The sequence below is a fragment of the Achromobacter sp. MFA1 R4 genome (genome assembly GCF_900156745.1).
Taxonomy (GTDB): Bacteria; Pseudomonadota; Gammaproteobacteria; order Burkholderiales; family Burkholderiaceae_B; genus Achromobacter.
Window position 1 is genome coordinate 265624 of record NZ_LT707065.1, and the last position, 14520, is coordinate 280143.

Annotated in this window: 13 protein-coding genes; 6 read left to right on the plus strand and 7 right to left on the minus strand. The window is 67.0% G+C overall.

The features are described from left to right. Positions 1 to 64: 64 nt before the first annotated feature. From BXA00_RS01125 to BXA00_RS01145, 5 genes are all read right to left on the minus strand, one after another. On the minus strand, positions 65 to 439 hold the full coding sequence (locus BXA00_RS01125) for a tautomerase family protein (protein ID WP_076515509.1): 375 nt from the start codon (positions 437 to 439) through the stop codon (positions 65 to 67). A 177-nt stretch (positions 440 to 616) separates the two neighbouring features. After that, positions 617 to 1885: a glycine betaine/L-proline ABC transporter ATP-binding protein gene (locus tag BXA00_RS01130; protein ID WP_076515511.1), complete on the minus strand. Its 1269-nt coding sequence runs from the start codon at positions 1883 to 1885 to the stop codon at positions 617 to 619. Then, on the minus strand, positions 1882 to 2739 hold the full coding sequence (locus BXA00_RS01135) for a proline/glycine betaine ABC transporter permease (RefSeq protein WP_076515513.1): 858 nt from the start codon (positions 2737 to 2739) through the stop codon (positions 1882 to 1884). Before BXA00_RS01135 ends, BXA00_RS01130 begins: the two co-directional genes overlap by 4 nt. A gap of 292 nt (positions 2740 to 3031) precedes the next feature. Continuing rightward, positions 3032 to 4033 carry an ABC transporter substrate-binding protein gene (locus BXA00_RS01140; RefSeq protein ID WP_076515515.1) on the minus strand — a complete coding sequence of 334 codons (1002 nt, stop codon included), beginning with the start codon at positions 4031 to 4033 and terminating at the stop codon, positions 3032 to 3034. A gap of 498 nt (positions 4034 to 4531) precedes the next feature. Then, a complete protein-coding gene (locus BXA00_RS01145; RefSeq protein WP_156902711.1) occupies positions 4532 to 5800 on the minus strand; it encodes a class I SAM-dependent methyltransferase in 1269 nt (422 codons plus the stop codon). Between the two features lie 170 nt (positions 5801 to 5970). On the opposite strand from BXA00_RS01145, the gene BXA00_RS01150 reads away from it, so the two are divergent. The 6 genes from BXA00_RS01150 (at position 5971) to BXA00_RS01175 (ending at position 12008) form a co-directional block, all read left to right on the plus strand. Continuing rightward, a complete protein-coding gene (locus BXA00_RS01150; protein ID WP_076515519.1) occupies positions 5971 to 7170 on the plus strand; it encodes a Bcr/CflA family multidrug efflux MFS transporter in 1200 nt (399 codons plus the stop codon). A gap of 310 nt (positions 7171 to 7480) precedes the next feature. Next, the gene (gene rpmB / locus BXA00_RS01155) at positions 7481 to 7717 is read left to right on the plus strand and encodes a 50S ribosomal protein L28 (protein WP_076515521.1); all 237 of its coding nucleotides are present in this window, start codon (positions 7481 to 7483) and stop codon (positions 7715 to 7717) included. 37 nt (positions 7718 to 7754) lie between these two features. Beyond that, on the plus strand, positions 7755 to 7922 hold the full coding sequence (gene rpmG / locus BXA00_RS01160; protein WP_003810296.1) for a 50S ribosomal protein L33: 168 nt from the start codon (positions 7755 to 7757) through the stop codon (positions 7920 to 7922). A gap of 215 nt (positions 7923 to 8137) precedes the next feature. Continuing rightward, positions 8138 to 9367, plus strand: a complete 1230-nt coding sequence (locus BXA00_RS01165) for an ABC transporter substrate-binding protein (RefSeq protein WP_076515523.1) — start codon at positions 8138 to 8140, stop codon at positions 9365 to 9367. Continuing rightward, a complete protein-coding gene (locus tag BXA00_RS01170) occupies positions 9367 to 11244 on the plus strand; it encodes an ABC transporter permease (RefSeq protein ID WP_076515525.1) in 1878 nt (625 codons plus the stop codon). The genes BXA00_RS01165 and BXA00_RS01170 overlap by 1 nt, the downstream gene beginning before the upstream one ends. Continuing rightward, a complete protein-coding gene (locus tag BXA00_RS01175) occupies positions 11241 to 12008 on the plus strand; it encodes an ABC transporter ATP-binding protein (RefSeq protein ID WP_076515527.1) in 768 nt (255 codons plus the stop codon). Before BXA00_RS01170 ends, BXA00_RS01175 begins: the two co-directional genes overlap by 4 nt. A 75-nt stretch (positions 12009 to 12083) precedes the next feature. Here the strand turns inward: BXA00_RS01175 and BXA00_RS01180 are convergent, their stop codons facing one another. Next, positions 12084 to 13892, minus strand: coding sequence for a SulP family inorganic anion transporter (locus BXA00_RS01180; RefSeq protein ID WP_172805839.1), 1809 nt, complete (start codon positions 13890 to 13892; stop codon positions 12084 to 12086). Between the two features lie 60 nt (positions 13893 to 13952). Beyond that, on the minus strand, positions 13953 to 14501 hold the full coding sequence (locus tag BXA00_RS01185) for a hemerythrin domain-containing protein (protein WP_076515531.1): 549 nt from the start codon (positions 14499 to 14501) through the stop codon (positions 13953 to 13955). Positions 14502 to 14520: the final 19 nt, after the last annotated feature.

Here is a 14520-nt window from a genome sequence, read left to right on the forward strand (position 1 = left end):
CGCCGCTATCGCCGCTTTCGCCGGTATCCCCCGCCCCCGGACGGGAACGGGAACGGGAACGCGATTACCGTCCCGCCGCCTTCGCGCTCAGCCCATTGGCCACGCCCATGTCGGTCTTGGGCACGTCGCGCAGCAGCACGCGCACGTCTTCGCCCGAGATGTCGATGCTGGCGCACACGGCCTGGTTCAGCGCGGCGATCAGGGCGGCCTTCTTGGCCTCGTCGCGGCCTTCGATGAGGTCCACGTCCACGCGCGCCATGCGCTTGCCGATCTCGCCCGCGACGATCACATGTTCCGCCGGCACTTCGTGCAGCACGATGCGCACGCTGGGCAAGGGCGCCGCGATGCTTTCGACCACCGCGTTGGACGCCGCCTTCAGCAGCGTGGCTTTCTGGGCGGCCGTGTGGCCTTGCATGATCTGGATGTTCAAAATGGGCATGGCGGTTTCCGATGTTTCGATAAAAGGAAAACCGGCCGAGCCGGCCGGCCAGCCATCATATCGTGACTGCGCCCGCGTGCAAGGGCATGCACGCGGGCGCAGTATTGGGGCGCAGTATCGGGCCGCAGTACGGGGCCGCAGTACGGGCCGCAGTCAGTCTGCCGGGAAAGGCCGCGATCAGGCCGCCTTGTCGTGGCGCTCGGTCTCGGCGTCCGCCTGCTGCGGGGTCGCGTCGGCCACGGCCGGCGTTTCCATCTGGGCCGGCGTTTCGGTCAGGGCCGGCGTCACCAGCTCCACGACCTTCTTGCGCGACAGCATGCCCAGGAACTCGTCGTCCTCGCCCGTCACGGCGACCGGTTGGTCGCTGTGGACCAGTTGGGCCAGCACTTCGCCCAGCCCCGCGGTGGCGGGCACCGAGGCCAGGTCTTCGACGAAGCGGGACACGTCGCGCGCCCCCTCCTGCATCGCCTTCGCGGCCGCCTCGGCGGTCAGCACGCCGGCCAGCCGCTTGCCGTCCAGCACCGGCGCGTACTCATAGTTCAGCGCGTTCATGCGGTCCACGGCGTGCGCCGGGCGCGAGCGCATCGTCAGCGTCAGGCGCGCCGGGTTCACGGCGTGCGTGGCGTTGAGCACCTTGGTGCGGTTCACGTCCTGCAGGAACGACTGCACGTAATCATTGGCGGGGTTCAGCAGGATGTCTTCCGGCGTGCCTTCCTGCACCAGTTCGCCGTCCTTCAGGATGGCGATGCGGTTGCCCAGGCGCAGCGCTTCGTCCAGATCGTGCGTAATGAAGACGATGGTCTTGTTGAGCTTGGCCTGAAGCTGCAGGAGCTGGTCCTGCATTTCGCGGCGGATCAGCGGATCCAGGGCGGAGAATGCCTCGTCCATCAGCAGGATTTCGGCATCGGTGGCCAGCGCTCGCGCCAGGCCGACGCGCTGCTGCATGCCGCCCGAAAGCTGATGCGGATACTGGTTCTCGAATCCCGACAGGCCCACCTGCTCCAGCCATTCGCGGGCGCGCTGCTCGCGCTCGGCCTTGCCCACGCCTTGCACGGTCAGGCCGTAGGCGGCGTTGTCCAGCACGGTGCGGTGCGGGAACAGCCCGAAGCGCTGGAACACCATGCTCATCTTCTTTTGGCGGAAGACTTCGAGGTCGCGCTTGTTCAGGCTGACCACGTCCACGCCGTCGACCAGGATGTGGCCCGCGCTGGGCTCGATCAGGCGATTGAAATGGCGGATCAGCGTGGACTTGCCCGACCCGGACAGGCCCATGATGACGTAGATGCTGCCCTCTTCGATGGACAGGCTGATGTCACGCAGGCCCAGCGTGTGGCCGCTTTCGGCCAGCAGCTGTTCCTTGCTCATGCCGCCCTGCGCGGCCTGCAGCCACTTCTTCGGATGCGCTCCGAAGATCTTGTAGATGTTCTTGACTTCGATCTTGCTCATCGCTGGCCTCCCATGCGCATGCGCTGTCCATACGATTGCGTGATCCGGTCGAACAGCACGGCCAACACCACGATACCCAGGCCGGCCAACAGGCCCCGGCCCACTTCCAGGCGGTTGATGCCCAGCAGGACTTCATAACCCAGGCCGCGCGCGCCGATCATCGACGCGATGACCACCATCGACAGCGCCATCATCGTGGTCTGGTTGATGCCAGCCATGATGTTGGGCAGCGCCAGGGGAAGCTGCACGCCGAAAAGCTGCTGGCGCGGATTGGCGCCAAAGGCGCGGGACGCCTCCAGCACTTCACGGTCGACCAGGCGGATGCCCAGGTCGGTCAAGCGGATCAGCGGCGGCACGGCATAGATGACCGTCGCGATGATGGCGGGGATCTTGCCCAGGCCGAACAGCATGACGACAGGAATCAGGTAGACGAAGCTGGGCATGGTCTGCATCACGTCCAGCACCGGCAGCATGACCGAGCGCAGCCAGTTCACGCGCGCCATCAGCACACCGAGCGGGATGCCGATCAGCACCGACAGGCCGGCCGCCATGATCATCAGCGCCAGCGTCTGCATGCCGGCGTCCCACAGGCCCAGCACGCCGATCAGGCACAGCAGCGCGCCCATCGCCAGGCTCAGGCCAATGCGGCGGCTCACGCCATACGCGATCGCCACCGTAACCGCGACGACCGCCCACCAGGGCGAACTGCGCAGCAGTTGCTCCAACCACACCAACGCGTGCAGGACCGGCTGGGACAGTTTCTCCAGCGTGTCCGCATAGTTGGTGACCAGATGATCGACGAAACCGTCGATCGCCCCTCGTACCTGACGGGCGGGAATAATTTCAGGAAACATGCATTTGACTCCATTGTGGCGCGCTCGCCGCCCGTGTCGCCACCGGGCACGCCGGCGCAGCGGAAAACAACGAGACTGAGACGGGTGCCTGGCACCGGAACGGACCGCCAGGGGCGGGGGTCCATCCCACATCGGTGCCCGGCACCGGGATCACTGCCACCGCAGGTGGCGGCACAAGCACGCTTGCCAGGCCGGGCGCTCGCGCCCGGCCGGCGGCCATCCCGGCAAAGAGGTCCGGTCCCTCCAGGGGCCGGTACGCGCCACCGCGGCGCGCAGCCAGGATCACAGTGCTTTACAGCGCGCTTTGGACGCGCCCGGCGACGTCGGCGGGGACCCACTTGGTCCAGACGTCGGGTTTGTTTTTCAGGAACCACTTGGCCACGGCGTTGGATTCATCGCCGGACTCTTCCATGTGGGCCAGGGTTTCATTGATGACCGGCAGCGGCACCGAAACCTTGGACAGGAACTCGGTCAGCTTGGGCGCATCCTGGGAAAACTTCGTGTTCACCGCCGTGAAGACGGGATTGTCGGGATAGGCGCTGGGCTCGGGCTTGGCGCACTTGGGCGAGGTCAGGCACTTGTGCTTTTCAGCGTCGTAGGGCGGCATGTCCAGCTTGACCAGGTCCATGGCGCCGACCAGCGGCGTGGGCGACCAGTAATAGAACACGACGTTCTGCTTGCGCTTGTAGGCCGACATCAGGGCCGCCTTCTGCGCCGCGCCCGTGCCGGGCGAGTACAGCGTGTAGGTGTCGTCCAGCTTCAGGGCATGGAACAGGTTGTTGCTGGTGACTTCGCAACCCCAGCCTGCCGGGCAACCGTAGAAGCGGCCCTTGCTGGGCTCTTCCGGATCCTTGAATTCGTCCTTGAACTTGGGCAGATCGGCCGCGGACTTCAGCTCGGGCAGGCGCTCGGCCGTGTAGCGAGGGATGTACCAGCCTTCGGCGCCCATGTACAGGTCGCCGATGCGCTTGACCTTGCCGGTCTTCTCGGCGCGATCCCAGGGATCGGCCACGCTGTTCAGCCAGATCTCGGTGTTGATGTCCAGATCGCCGCGCTCCAGCGCGGCCAGGGCGGGCAGGGTCTCGGTGGGCAGGGTTTCGGTCTTGCAACCGTAGCCCTTTTCCATGATGAAACGTTCGACGTCGACCAGGACCAGATTGGATTCCCAGTTCATGGCGCCAAACATGACGGGCCGCTTGAGCTCACATTGCGGGGCATCGGCGGCTTGGGCCGATCCGGCAAATGCAAACAGAACGGCCGCGGCGGCCAGGGTCTTGACAGGGGTAAAACGCATTGGCTTTTGCCTCCATAGGTTCAGGCACACACGCCAGGAACAGGCCCTGGGCGGCGCCATGGAGCTAAGGGGGTTGTGCGGAAGACGGGCTGAACCGCCAATACAAACCGACACTAGCAACAAGACGGCCCGCGAGGATCGCGGCGTCTTGCAAGACAGGGAGCATCAGAAAGGATTTCTGAATACCCACAGAAAGAGAACAAACTGAACGAAGAAGGCGGCATCTTAAACGAAATTGATGTGCAGACCAACCCCGGCGGTGAATGAAACAGATACATTCGGCCTAAATTCTGTCAGGGATAACCCGGATCATCACAGGGAAGGCACGCGGTTTCTCCTGGGGAAATTCGCCCTCTTGGTGCAGAAACATTTAGTTAACAATACGTGCCTATTAATACGTTCAGGCGGTTCCAAAGCGATCGAAAAGTCGGCCATTGGCCCCAAATTAATGCAGTCTTTCCGCGTAAATCATGGAACCAAGGCAAGCAAACCACGGCATCACCGCGCCGCCGGTTCCCCATACATGTAGTCCCGCCGCCACGGATACGAAGGCCCCGCCGGCTCGTCCAGTTCGTCCCCCCTTCCCGCCGCCGGGTGCTGGGCAAGGACCTGGTGCAGCGCGATCCATCCATGTTCGAAGGCCATCGCGCAGCCGGCCAGATACAGCCGGTACGCGCGCAGCGCGCGCTCACCCTGGCCGGCGCCCAGGATCTGCGCCGCCTCCGGCAGCCGCGCCTCCAGCCCGTCGCTCCACGCCCACAGGGTGCGCGCGTAGTGCGGGCGCCGGTTTTCCACGTCCAGGTCTTCCAGGCCGCCATTGGCCAGCGCCTGCATCACGACACTGATGTGCGTCAGCTCGCCCCCGGGGAAGATGTATTTCTCGATGAACTCGCCCATGCCGTTGCCCAGTTCCGCGTTGTAGACGCCCGCCGCGGTGATGCCATGGTTCATGATCAGACCGCCCGGCTTGAGCAGGCGCCGCAGCTTGGCGAAATAGCCGTCGAGTTGCGCGCGCCCCACGTGCTCGAACATGCCCACCGACGCGATCTTGTCGTAAGGCTGGGCCTCATCGAGCTTGCGGTAGTCCAGCAGTTCCATGCGCACACGCCCGGCAAGCCCCTTTTCCTGGATCAGCCGGACCACGTGCGCATGCTGGTTGCGCGACAGCGTAATGCCGGTGGCGTCCACGCCATAGCGTTCGGCAGCCCACAACAGCAGCCCGCCCCACCCCGCCCCCACGTCCAGGAAGCGTTCGCCCGCCCGCAGGCGCAGCTTGCGGCAGATGTGGTCCAGCTTGGCCTGCTGCGCCTGCGCCAGCGTCATGCCGGGTTCGCGGTAGTAGGCGCAGGAATAGACCCGGCGCGGATCCAGCCACAGCGCGTAGAAGTCGTCGGACAGGTCGTAGTGGAATTCGATCTGCCTGGCGTCGCGCGCGACCGAGTGCCGCCAGACCGACATCACCTTGCGCACCAGATCGGTCAGCCAGCCGCCGCGCGCGGCCTCCATCGGCGATCCCGGCAGCAGCGCCGCGGCAACCGCCATCACATCGCGCATGCTGCCCTCGATGTCGATGCGGCCTTCCACGTAATCCTGCCCCAGCACGCCCACCGCGCCTTCGGCCAGATGGGCCAGCGCGGCCTTGTCGTGCGTCACGAACCGGACGCGGGGATCGGCAGCGCCCAGCACCGCGCCGTCAGGCAGCACCAGTTGGACCGGGACAGGCACCGCCTGGAGTTTGCGTTCCACGATAGATAGCAAAGGACTCACGGCCTTTCCTCCGGATACGTAAGGACGCCAGAAACGCCATCGGAAAACACCTGCAATCTTGGTGTAAGCCAGCCCATGATAAAGTCACCGGCTTGGCGCGAACAGTGCGGCGGCCTTTACGGCCGCGGCAACACAATCCGCGCCCTGTCCCTGCGCTTATCGCGATCTACATGCCCCCAACACAAACATCCCGCAGCAGCCTGCCCGGCTGGCTTATTCTCATGGGCGCGCTGACGGCCATCGGCCCGTTCGCCATCGATATGTACCTGCCGGCGTTTCCGACCATCGCCGCCAACCTGGGCGTCTCGCGCGGCGACGTCGAACGCACGCTGGCGGCGTACCTGATCGGCCTGGCGATGGCGCAGGTGTTCTACGGCCCGATGGCCGACCGCTACGGCCGCAAGCCGCCGCTGCTGGTGGGCCTGACGCTCTTCATGATCGCCTCGCTGGGGTGCGCGCTGTCGGGCTCGGTCGAAGCCCTGACCGGCTGGCGCGTCGTGCAGGCCATGGGCGGCGCGGCCGGTATCGTGATCCCGCGGGCGGTCATCCGCGACCACTACGAAACCCACGAAGCCGCGCGTGCGATGTCGCTGCTGATGCTCATCATGGGCCTCGCGCCGATCCTCGCGCCGCTGATCGGCGGCCAGTTGCTGACCATTACTTCCTGGCGCAGCCTGTTCTGGGTGATGCTGGCGGGCGGCGCCATGCTGATGGCCGCGGTCATCCTGATCATGAAGGAATCGCTGGCGCCCGAACGCGCGGTGCCGCTGCGCTGGAGCACCATCCTGCAGAATTACCGCGGCCTCTTCGCCCACCGCGGCTTCATGTCTCACAGCCTGGCGGGCGGCTTCGGCCAAGCCGGCATGTTCGCCTACATCATCGGTTCGCCCCGCGTCTTCATCGAACTCTACGGCGTGCCGCCCCAGTACTACGGCCTGCTGTTCGGCACCAACGCGCTGGCGCTCATCATCTGTTCGCAGATCAGCGCCCGCCTGCTGCGCACCCGCACGCCTCGCCAGTTGCAGCAGCGCGCGCTGGTGGCGCTGGCCTGCGCCAGCCTGGTGGCCGTGGCGCTCACGCTGGCCGGCCTGCTGACCCTGCCCCTTCTGATGCTGTGCCTCATCTGCTACATGGGAAGCCAGGGGTTCGTGAATCCCAACTCCGCGGCCTTGGCGCTGTCGGACCAGGGCAAGCGCCTGGGTGCGGCGTCCGCGCTATTGGGGACGCTTCAACTATCCTGCGGCGCCCTCGCGGGGTTCGCCGTCAGCGCCTGGCAATCGGACAGCGCCCTGCCCCTGACGACCACCCTGGCGGCCTGCGCCTGCCTGTCCTGGACGGCGGGCCGTGTGGCGCGTTCGCACACAGCCTGACCCAGCGGCTTGATTTGGGCCGCCTTTTCGTATTAGAATCGCGGTCTTCACATGAAGTTTCCCGTGCGGGACTACTATGCTTTGTAGTTCAGCACTCTGACCCCCAACCGCGTGTTGTTGCATTGTTGAATGCAAGCGGGTGGCAGGCAGCGGGTATAAGCACTGGGGCGAAATCACTTTCCCCCTCATCCACTAAGACTGGGTGGCCGGCCAAGACAGCGCGCAGCGCGATCTTCACAGCCCGGCGGCTAAACCCCCGTCTCCCCCCCGAAGCGATGCGCGGCAAGAACGACACTAAAGAGGTGCATCCATGGCACGCGTATGCCAAGTGACCGGCAAAGGCCCGATGGTGGGCAACAATGTTTCGCACGCGAACAACAAGACCAAGCGTCGCTTCCTGCCCAACCTGCAATCGCGCCGGTTCTGGGTTGAAAGCGAAAACCGCTGGGTTCGCCTGCGTGTTTCGGCCAAGGCCATCCGCACGATCGACAAGAACGGCATCGAAGCCGTGCTGGCCGACATGCGTGCCCGCGGCGAACTGGCCTAATCGGCCTCCCCGCCAATCTACATACTAGGAGCACGACATGGCCAAAGGTATCCGCGAAAAGATCAAGCTCGAGTCGACCGCCGGCACGGGTCATTTCTACACGACCACCAAGAACAAGCGCAACATGCCCGAGAAGATGCTGATCAAGAAGTTTGATCCGGTCGCTCGCAAGCACGTCGACTACAAGGAAACCAAGCTGAAGTAATTCAGCCGGTATCCCGAGAAAAAGGCCCTGCCCATGCAGGGCCTTTTTGTTGCCCGCGGGCTCGGAACGACCGGTTGCGGACGGCGGGCCGGCAAGCGCCGAGCCAGACCGATTCCGTTTGCCGCATTGCTGGAGCGCATGTTTCAATTAGGCCGCACCCGCGGCGCCCCGGCGCGCGCAGAGGCCCGATTCATCTTCATTCTGCGATACCCGCCATGATCCGTCCCTGCCTCACCCTGCTGCGCCGCGCGCTCGCGCCCGCGCTCCTGGCCCTGGCGCTGGCTCCGGCCGCGCCCGCCGCCGCGAAAGACAAGGAGCCGCCGATCCGCATCGGCGAGATCAACAGCTACAAGGCCATTCCCGCCTTCCTGGGCCCCTACAAAAAGGGCTGGCAGCTGGCGCTCGAAGAGGTCAACGCCGCGGGCGGCGTGCTGGGCAGAAAGCTCGAAGTCATTTCTCGCGACGACAACGGCAATCCCGGCGATTCGGTGCGCGCCGCGCAGGAACTGCTGGCGCGCGAAAAAGTCGAGCTGCTGTTCGGCGGCTTCCTGTCCAACACCGGCCTGGCGCTGACCGACTTCGCCAAGCAGCAGGAGGTTTTCTTCCTGGCGGCCGAGCCCCTGACCGACAAGATCACCTGGCAGGAAGGCAACCGCTACACCTACCGCCTGCGTCCGTCCACCTGGATGCACGTGGCCGCGGTGGCGCCCAAGGCGCTGGCGCTGCGCAAGAAGCGCTGGGCCATCGTCTACCCCAATTACGAATACGGCCAGTCCGCCGTGGCCACGTTCAAGGCCATGATGCAGTCCTTCCAGTCCGACGTGGAATTCGTCGCCGAACAGGCGGTGCCGCTGGGCAAGGTGGATGCGGGCGCCGTGGTGCAGGCGCTGGCCGACGCCAAGCCCGACGCGATCTTCAACGTGCTGTTCGCCGCTGACCTGACGCGTTTCGTGCGCGAGGGCAACACGCGCGGCCTGTTCGAAAACATGCCCGTGGTGTCGCTGCTGTCGGGCGAGCCCGAATACCTGGAGCCGCTGGGCGCCGATACGCCCACCGGCTGGATCGTCACCGGCTACCCCTGGTACGCCATCGACACGCCTGAGAACAAGGCTTTCGTCGAGGCCTACAAGAAGCGCTTCAATGAAACGCCCAAGGTGGGATCGGTGGTCGGCTATGCGTCGCTGATGTCCATCGCGCAAGGCCTGAAGGCCGCCGGCTCCGTCGACACCGAAAAGCTCGTCGACGCCTTTGCGGGTTTGAAGGTGGACACGCCCTATGGCCCCATCCAGTACCGCAAGATCGACCACCAGTCCACGATGGGCGTCTACGTGGGCGTGACCGCGGTGGAAGACGGCAAGGGCATCATGAAGGACTTTTCCTACATCGACGGCGCCCGGCTGCAACCGCCTGACGAGCAGGTGCGCAAGATGCGGCCGGCTCACTGATGAATGTTTCCGGGCTGCTGCTGCAGCTGCTCAACGGCCTGGCCGACGCCAGCGCGCTGTTCCTGGTCGCCGCTGGCCTGTCGTTGATCTTCGGCGTGACGCGCGTGGTCAACTTCGCGCACGGCTCGTTCTACATGCTGGGGATCTACCTGGCCTGGACCTTCACCAGCTACTTTGGCGGCGGCGCGGGCTATTGGTTCGGCCTGCTGCTGGCGGCGCTGGCCACCGGCCTGATCGGCGCCGCCGCCGAACTGCTGGTGCTCAAGCGCCTTTACCGGGCGCCTGAACTCTTCCAGCTCCTGGCCACCTTTGCGCTGGTGCTCATCATCGGCGATCTGGCCCTGGCGGTCTGGGGGCCCGAAGACCTCTTCTCCGCCCGCGCGCCGGGCCTGTCCGGCGCGGTGCAGATCCTGGGCCGCCGTTACCCCGAATACGATCTCCTGCTGATCGCCGCCGGCCCCGTGGTGCTGGGCCTGCTGTGGCTGCTGCTCATGCGCACCCGCTGGGGCCGGCTGCTGCGCGCCGCGGCCGAGAACCGCACGATGCTGGCGGCGCTGGGGGTCAACCAGGCCTGGCTGTTCACCTCCGCCTTCACGCTGGGCGCCTTCCTCGCCGGCCTGGGCGGGGCGCTGGCCGCGCCGCGCGTGCCCGCCACGCTGGGGCTGGATCTGGAAATCATCGCCAGCGCCTTCGTGGTGGTGGTCGTGGGCGGCCTCGGGTCGGTGCCGGGCGCCTTTCTGGCGGCGCTGCTGATCTGCTCCGTCAAGGCGCTGTTCGTGTTTCTTGGCCAGGTGCCCATCGGCCCGTGGGTCTTCAACCTGTCCAAGCTCACGCTGCTGGCCGAATTCGCGGTGATGGCGGTGGTGCTGGTGGTGCGGCCGTGGGGGCTGCTGGGCAAACCGCCCGCGCCGGCCTCGCACGCAGGCCTGCCCGAGCGTCCGATTGCGCCGGCCGGCCCGCGCCTGCGGCTGGCCTATGGCGTGCTGCTCGCGCTGTTGGCCCTGGTGCCCGTCGCCACGCTGCACTGGCCGTATCTCAGCATCCTGATGACGGAAATCCTGATCGCCGCGCTGTTTGCCGCCAGCCTGCACTTTCTGACCGGCCTGGCAGGCATGACCTCGTTCGGCCACGCCGCCTGGTTCGGGCTGGGCGCCTACGGCGCCGCGCTGCTCCTGAAGCTGGCCGCCGTCCCGATGGAAGCGGCCCTGGTGCTTGGCCCCTTCGCCGCGGCGTTCGGGGCGCTGGTGTTCGGCTGGTTCTGCGTGCGACTGTCCGGCGTCTACCTGGCCATGCTGACCCTGGCCGTCGCGCAGATCCTGTGGGCCCTCACCTATCAATGGGATGACGTCACGGGCGGCAGCAACGGGCTGACCGGCCTGTGGCCCTCCGCCTGGCTGGCGCAGGGGCCCTGGTTCTATTACCTCACGCTCGCGCTGTGCACGGCGGGGGTCTGGTGGCTGCGCCGGCTGGCGTTCTCGCCGCTGGGCTATGCGCTGCGCGGCGTGCGCGATTCCGACTTGCGCGCGCAGGCGCTGGGCATGGACACGCGCCGCATCCAGTGGGCGGGCTTCGTGGCGGCAGCGTTCGCCGCGGGACTGGCCGGCTCGCTCTACGCCTTTTCCAAAGGAAGCATTGCGCCCGACGTGCTGGCGGTGAGCCGATCCGTGGACGGATTGGTCATGGTGCTGCTGGGCGGCATCCAGACGCTGGCGGGCCCGCTCGTCGGCGCGGCGTCCTACACCTGGCTGCAGGATGCAGCGGCGCGCAGCACCGAGTACTGGCACGCCGTGCTGGGCCTGGCCATCCTGGCGCTCGTCATGGCCTTCCCCGAAGGACTGGCCGGCGCGGCCGCCCGCCTGCGCCGGAGGCCCGCATGAGCCCCGCCGCCCCCCTGCTGCAGGTGCGCAACCTGCGCAAGTCCTTCGGCGGCATCGAGGCGCTGGCGGACGTCTCCTTCACGCTCGAAGCCGGCCAGATGCTGGCCTTGATCGGGCCGAACGGCGCGGGCAAGTCGACCTGCTTCAACGTGCTGGGCGGCCAGTTGCGGCCGGATTCGGGATCGGTGCTGCTGGACGGCCAGGAGCTCGTCGGCCTGTCGGCCGCGCGCATCTGCCGGCTGGGCGTCGGCCGCAGCTTCCAGACCGCGGCCACGTTCCGGTCGATGACCGTGCTCGAAAACATCCAGACCGCCCTGTTGTCGCGCGACCGCCTGCTCTTCAATCCATGGCGCCGCGCCACCCGCCACGCCGCCGCCGAAGCGATGGCGCTGCTGTCGCAGGTGCACATGGCCGACAAGGCGTACGAGGCTTGCGGCACCCTGGCCTACGGCGACGTCAAGCGTGTCGAACTGGCGATGGCGTTGGCCCACCAGCCGCGCCTGCTGCTCATGGACGAACCGACGGCAGGCATGGCCACCAACGAGCGCCATGCGCTGATGCGCCTGACCCGCGAATTGGCCGACCAGCAACGTATCGCCGTCCTGTTCACCGAGCACAGCCTGGACGTCGTGTTCAAGCACGCCGACCGCATTGCCGTGCTGGTGCGCGGGGGCCTCTTGGCCGAAGGCGCGCCGGCGGCGATCGCCGGAAACGAACGGGTCAAGGCCGCCTACCTGGGCACCGAGGCGCCGCTGGACGCCTGAACGGGCGGCCGCCGCAGCGATGGCGGCGCGGAACATCGGGCGGCGCGGCGCCGACCGCCTGCCGCGCAACGGGCATCAGCCGTCCTGCGCACGCTCGGGCTGGCATTCCCAGAAAATCCTGGCCGTGCACCCCGCGCAGATGTTGCGGTCCAGCTTGCCGTAGATGGTGTTCAGCGCCGTCGCCTTGTCCGGAAAGATGTGATCAGCGCCCAGCCGCTCCAGGAATCCGGTGCGCCGCCACATGTCCATCACCTCGGGCCGCGGCCGGTGAAAGTACAGGTCGCCGCCCATGGCGCGCCTGGCGGCCAGTTCGTCGTCCCACACCTGCGCGCCGGCCAGGTCGATGAAATTCATGCTCTTGGCCATCACCAGCAGATGGCGCGGCGCGCCAGGGGCCGCGCGCAGATCGTGCAGGCGCTGCGCCACGTGCGCGGCCGCGCCGAAATACACCGAGCCCTCCATGCGCAGCAGCTTCAGTTGGGGGCACTCCGGCAAGGCGTCCGGCTGATGCTCCAGGACCACGAAGCGCCGCTCCAGGCCGCGCGAATCGAAGCCCATCGTGCGCATCGCCGGCCGCGACGTGCGGTGCAGATACACCATGAGCGACAGCACGGTGCCCAGCAGGATCGCGACCTCCATCCGGATGGCGATGGTGGCGGCCAGCGTCGCGCCGGCGATGGCGCACTCGCCGCGCTGCGTGCGCAGCAGTTGGCGCCACCGCGGCAGGTCCAGCAGCGTCCAGGCCACCAGCAGCAGCAGGCCCGAGATCGCGGCGTGCGGAATCAGCGCCAGCAACGGCGCGGACACCGCGACCAGCAGCATCAGCAACAGCGCCGAAAACACCGACGCGAGCGGCGTCTTGGCGCCGGCCTCGAAGTTGGGAATGGAGCGATTGAGCGAACCGCAGGACAGATAAGAGGAGAACAGCCCGCCCACGATATTCGACAGGCCCTGCCCCACGAACTCGCGGTTCGCATCGATGCGCTGCCCTGAACGCGAGGCCACCGCCTTGGCAATGGAAATAGACTGCGCCAGCGCCACGATGGTCAGCGCGAACGCCAGGCTAAGCAGATCGGGCAGCGCGCGCCAGTCGACGCTGGGCACGTGGAACGGCGGCCAGGGCTGGGCAATCGCCCCCAGCACGGGAACCGGCGTCCCGCCTTGCGATCCGATCAGCGTATTGAAGACCCAGGCCGCGAACGTCCCCGCGGCCAGCCCGAGCAGCATGTAGGGCTTGCGCTTGTCCAGCCTGCGCGCCAGCAAGGCCACGCCCAGGGTCACCAGCGTCACCAGCACGGCGCCGGGATGCGCCTGTCCGATATGGGTGGCCAGGCTTTCCAGCACCGCGCCCGCGCCATGCGCCTCCGACGCCGGCAATCCCAAGGCATCCTTCAGCGCATGCACCGCGATCAACAGGGCGGCGCCGCTGGTAAAGCCGAACAACGCCGACGGCGAGATGAAGTGCGCCAGCGAACCCAGCCGCAATGCGCCAACCAGCCATTGCATCAGGCCGACCAGCACGGTCACGGCGAGCGCAAGCTGGATGTAGGCCGGACTGCCCGCGGCCGCCAACGGCGCCAGCACGGCAAACAGCGCCAGGGAATTCGCATTGGTCGGCCCGGACATCACATGGCGGCTGGAACCGAACAGCGCCGCCACGATACAGGGCACGATGGCCGAATAGAGGCCGTATTCCGGCGGCAGGCCCGCCAGCGTGGCGAAAGCCACGCCCTGCGGCAGCACCAGCAACGCGCCCAAGAGACCGGCGGCCAGGTCGGCGCGCAGCGTCAGCCTGTTGACGTCATCCACCCACGGGCCGAAAAGCCGGCGCGCTATGTTTTTTCCCCCCTGCATCATCCTGTCTTGTTCTCCGGGCCTCGGCATTCGCGCCTGTCCGCCTAGGGTAAACGCTCGCGCCCAACGCCGCAACGCGCGCCGCGCGCGTCAGCCCGCCTCGCCGCCGCGGCGCGCCTTCATGGCCTGGCCGATCGCGGCCAGCGCCTCATCCGAAATCAGCCGCGCCGCCATCGGCAGCAGTTCGTCCTCTTCGCGCCGGATGTGCGCCTGGTACGCCTCGGTGAACGCCTGCACCTGCTGCGGCGGCAATGGCGCGGGCCGTCCCGCCGCGATCTCCGACAAGGTCTCGCGCAGCGGCCCCCACAAGCCGGCCAGTCGCCGGTGATCGGCCATCAGGCCGTCCACGAGCGCATGCAGGCACACCGCATCCGACCCGGCCATGGATTCGATCAGGGCCGGGAACAGATCGTCTTCCTCGTCTTCGTGATGATGCACGGCTGCGGTGTCAAAGTAACGGCACACGCTCGCGGCGGCCGTCTGCGCCGCGCCGTCGCTGCCGTGCGCCGCCACGTGCGCGGCCAGCCGCGCCAGCGTGGCGCATTGGCGCGCAATGCGCCCATGGCAGGCCGACAGCAGCGCCAGCGGCTCGTCAGGACCCGGCGCCGGGGCGGGCCCGCCAGGAAAGCTCACTGCCATCGCATGCCTCCGAAATGGT

Bases quoted from the DNA above. Each gene is read 5' to 3' on its own strand.
- BXA00_RS01130 (WP_076515511.1), bottom strand. From the start codon at position 1,885: ATGAGCAAGATCGAAGTCAAGAACATCTACAAGATCTTCGGAGCGCAT.
- BXA00_RS01125 (WP_076515509.1), bottom strand. From the start codon at position 439: ATGCCCATTTTGAACATCCAGATCATGCAAGGCCACACGGCCGCCCAG.
- BXA00_RS01165 (WP_076515523.1), top strand. From the start codon at position 8,138: ATGATCCGTCCCTGCCTCACCCTGCTGCGCCGCGCGCTCGCGCCCGCG.
- BXA00_RS01135 (WP_076515513.1), bottom strand. From the start codon at position 2,739: ATGTTTCCTGAAATTATTCCCGCCCGTCAGGTACGAGGGGCGATCGAC.
- BXA00_RS01150 (WP_076515519.1), top strand. From the start codon at position 5,971: ATGCCCCCAACACAAACATCCCGCAGCAGCCTGCCCGGCTGGCTTATT.
- rpmB (WP_076515521.1), top strand. From the start codon at position 7,481: ATGGCACGCGTATGCCAAGTGACCGGCAAAGGCCCGATGGTGGGCAAC.
- BXA00_RS01175 (WP_076515527.1), top strand. From the start codon at position 11,241: ATGAGCCCCGCCGCCCCCCTGCTGCAGGTGCGCAACCTGCGCAAGTCC.
- BXA00_RS01140 (WP_076515515.1), bottom strand. From the start codon at position 4,033: ATGCGTTTTACCCCTGTCAAGACCCTGGCCGCCGCGGCCGTTCTGTTT.
- rpmG (WP_003810296.1), top strand. From the start codon at position 7,755: ATGGCCAAAGGTATCCGCGAAAAGATCAAGCTCGAGTCGACCGCCGGC.
- BXA00_RS01170 (WP_076515525.1), top strand. From the start codon at position 9,367: ATGAATGTTTCCGGGCTGCTGCTGCAGCTGCTCAACGGCCTGGCCGAC.
- BXA00_RS01185 (WP_076515531.1), bottom strand. From the start codon at position 14,501: ATGGCAGTGAGCTTTCCTGGCGGGCCCGCCCCGGCGCCGGGTCCTGAC.
- BXA00_RS01180 (WP_172805839.1), bottom strand. From the start codon at position 13,892: ATGCCGAGGCCCGGAGAACAAGACAGGATGATGCAGGGGGGAAAAAAC.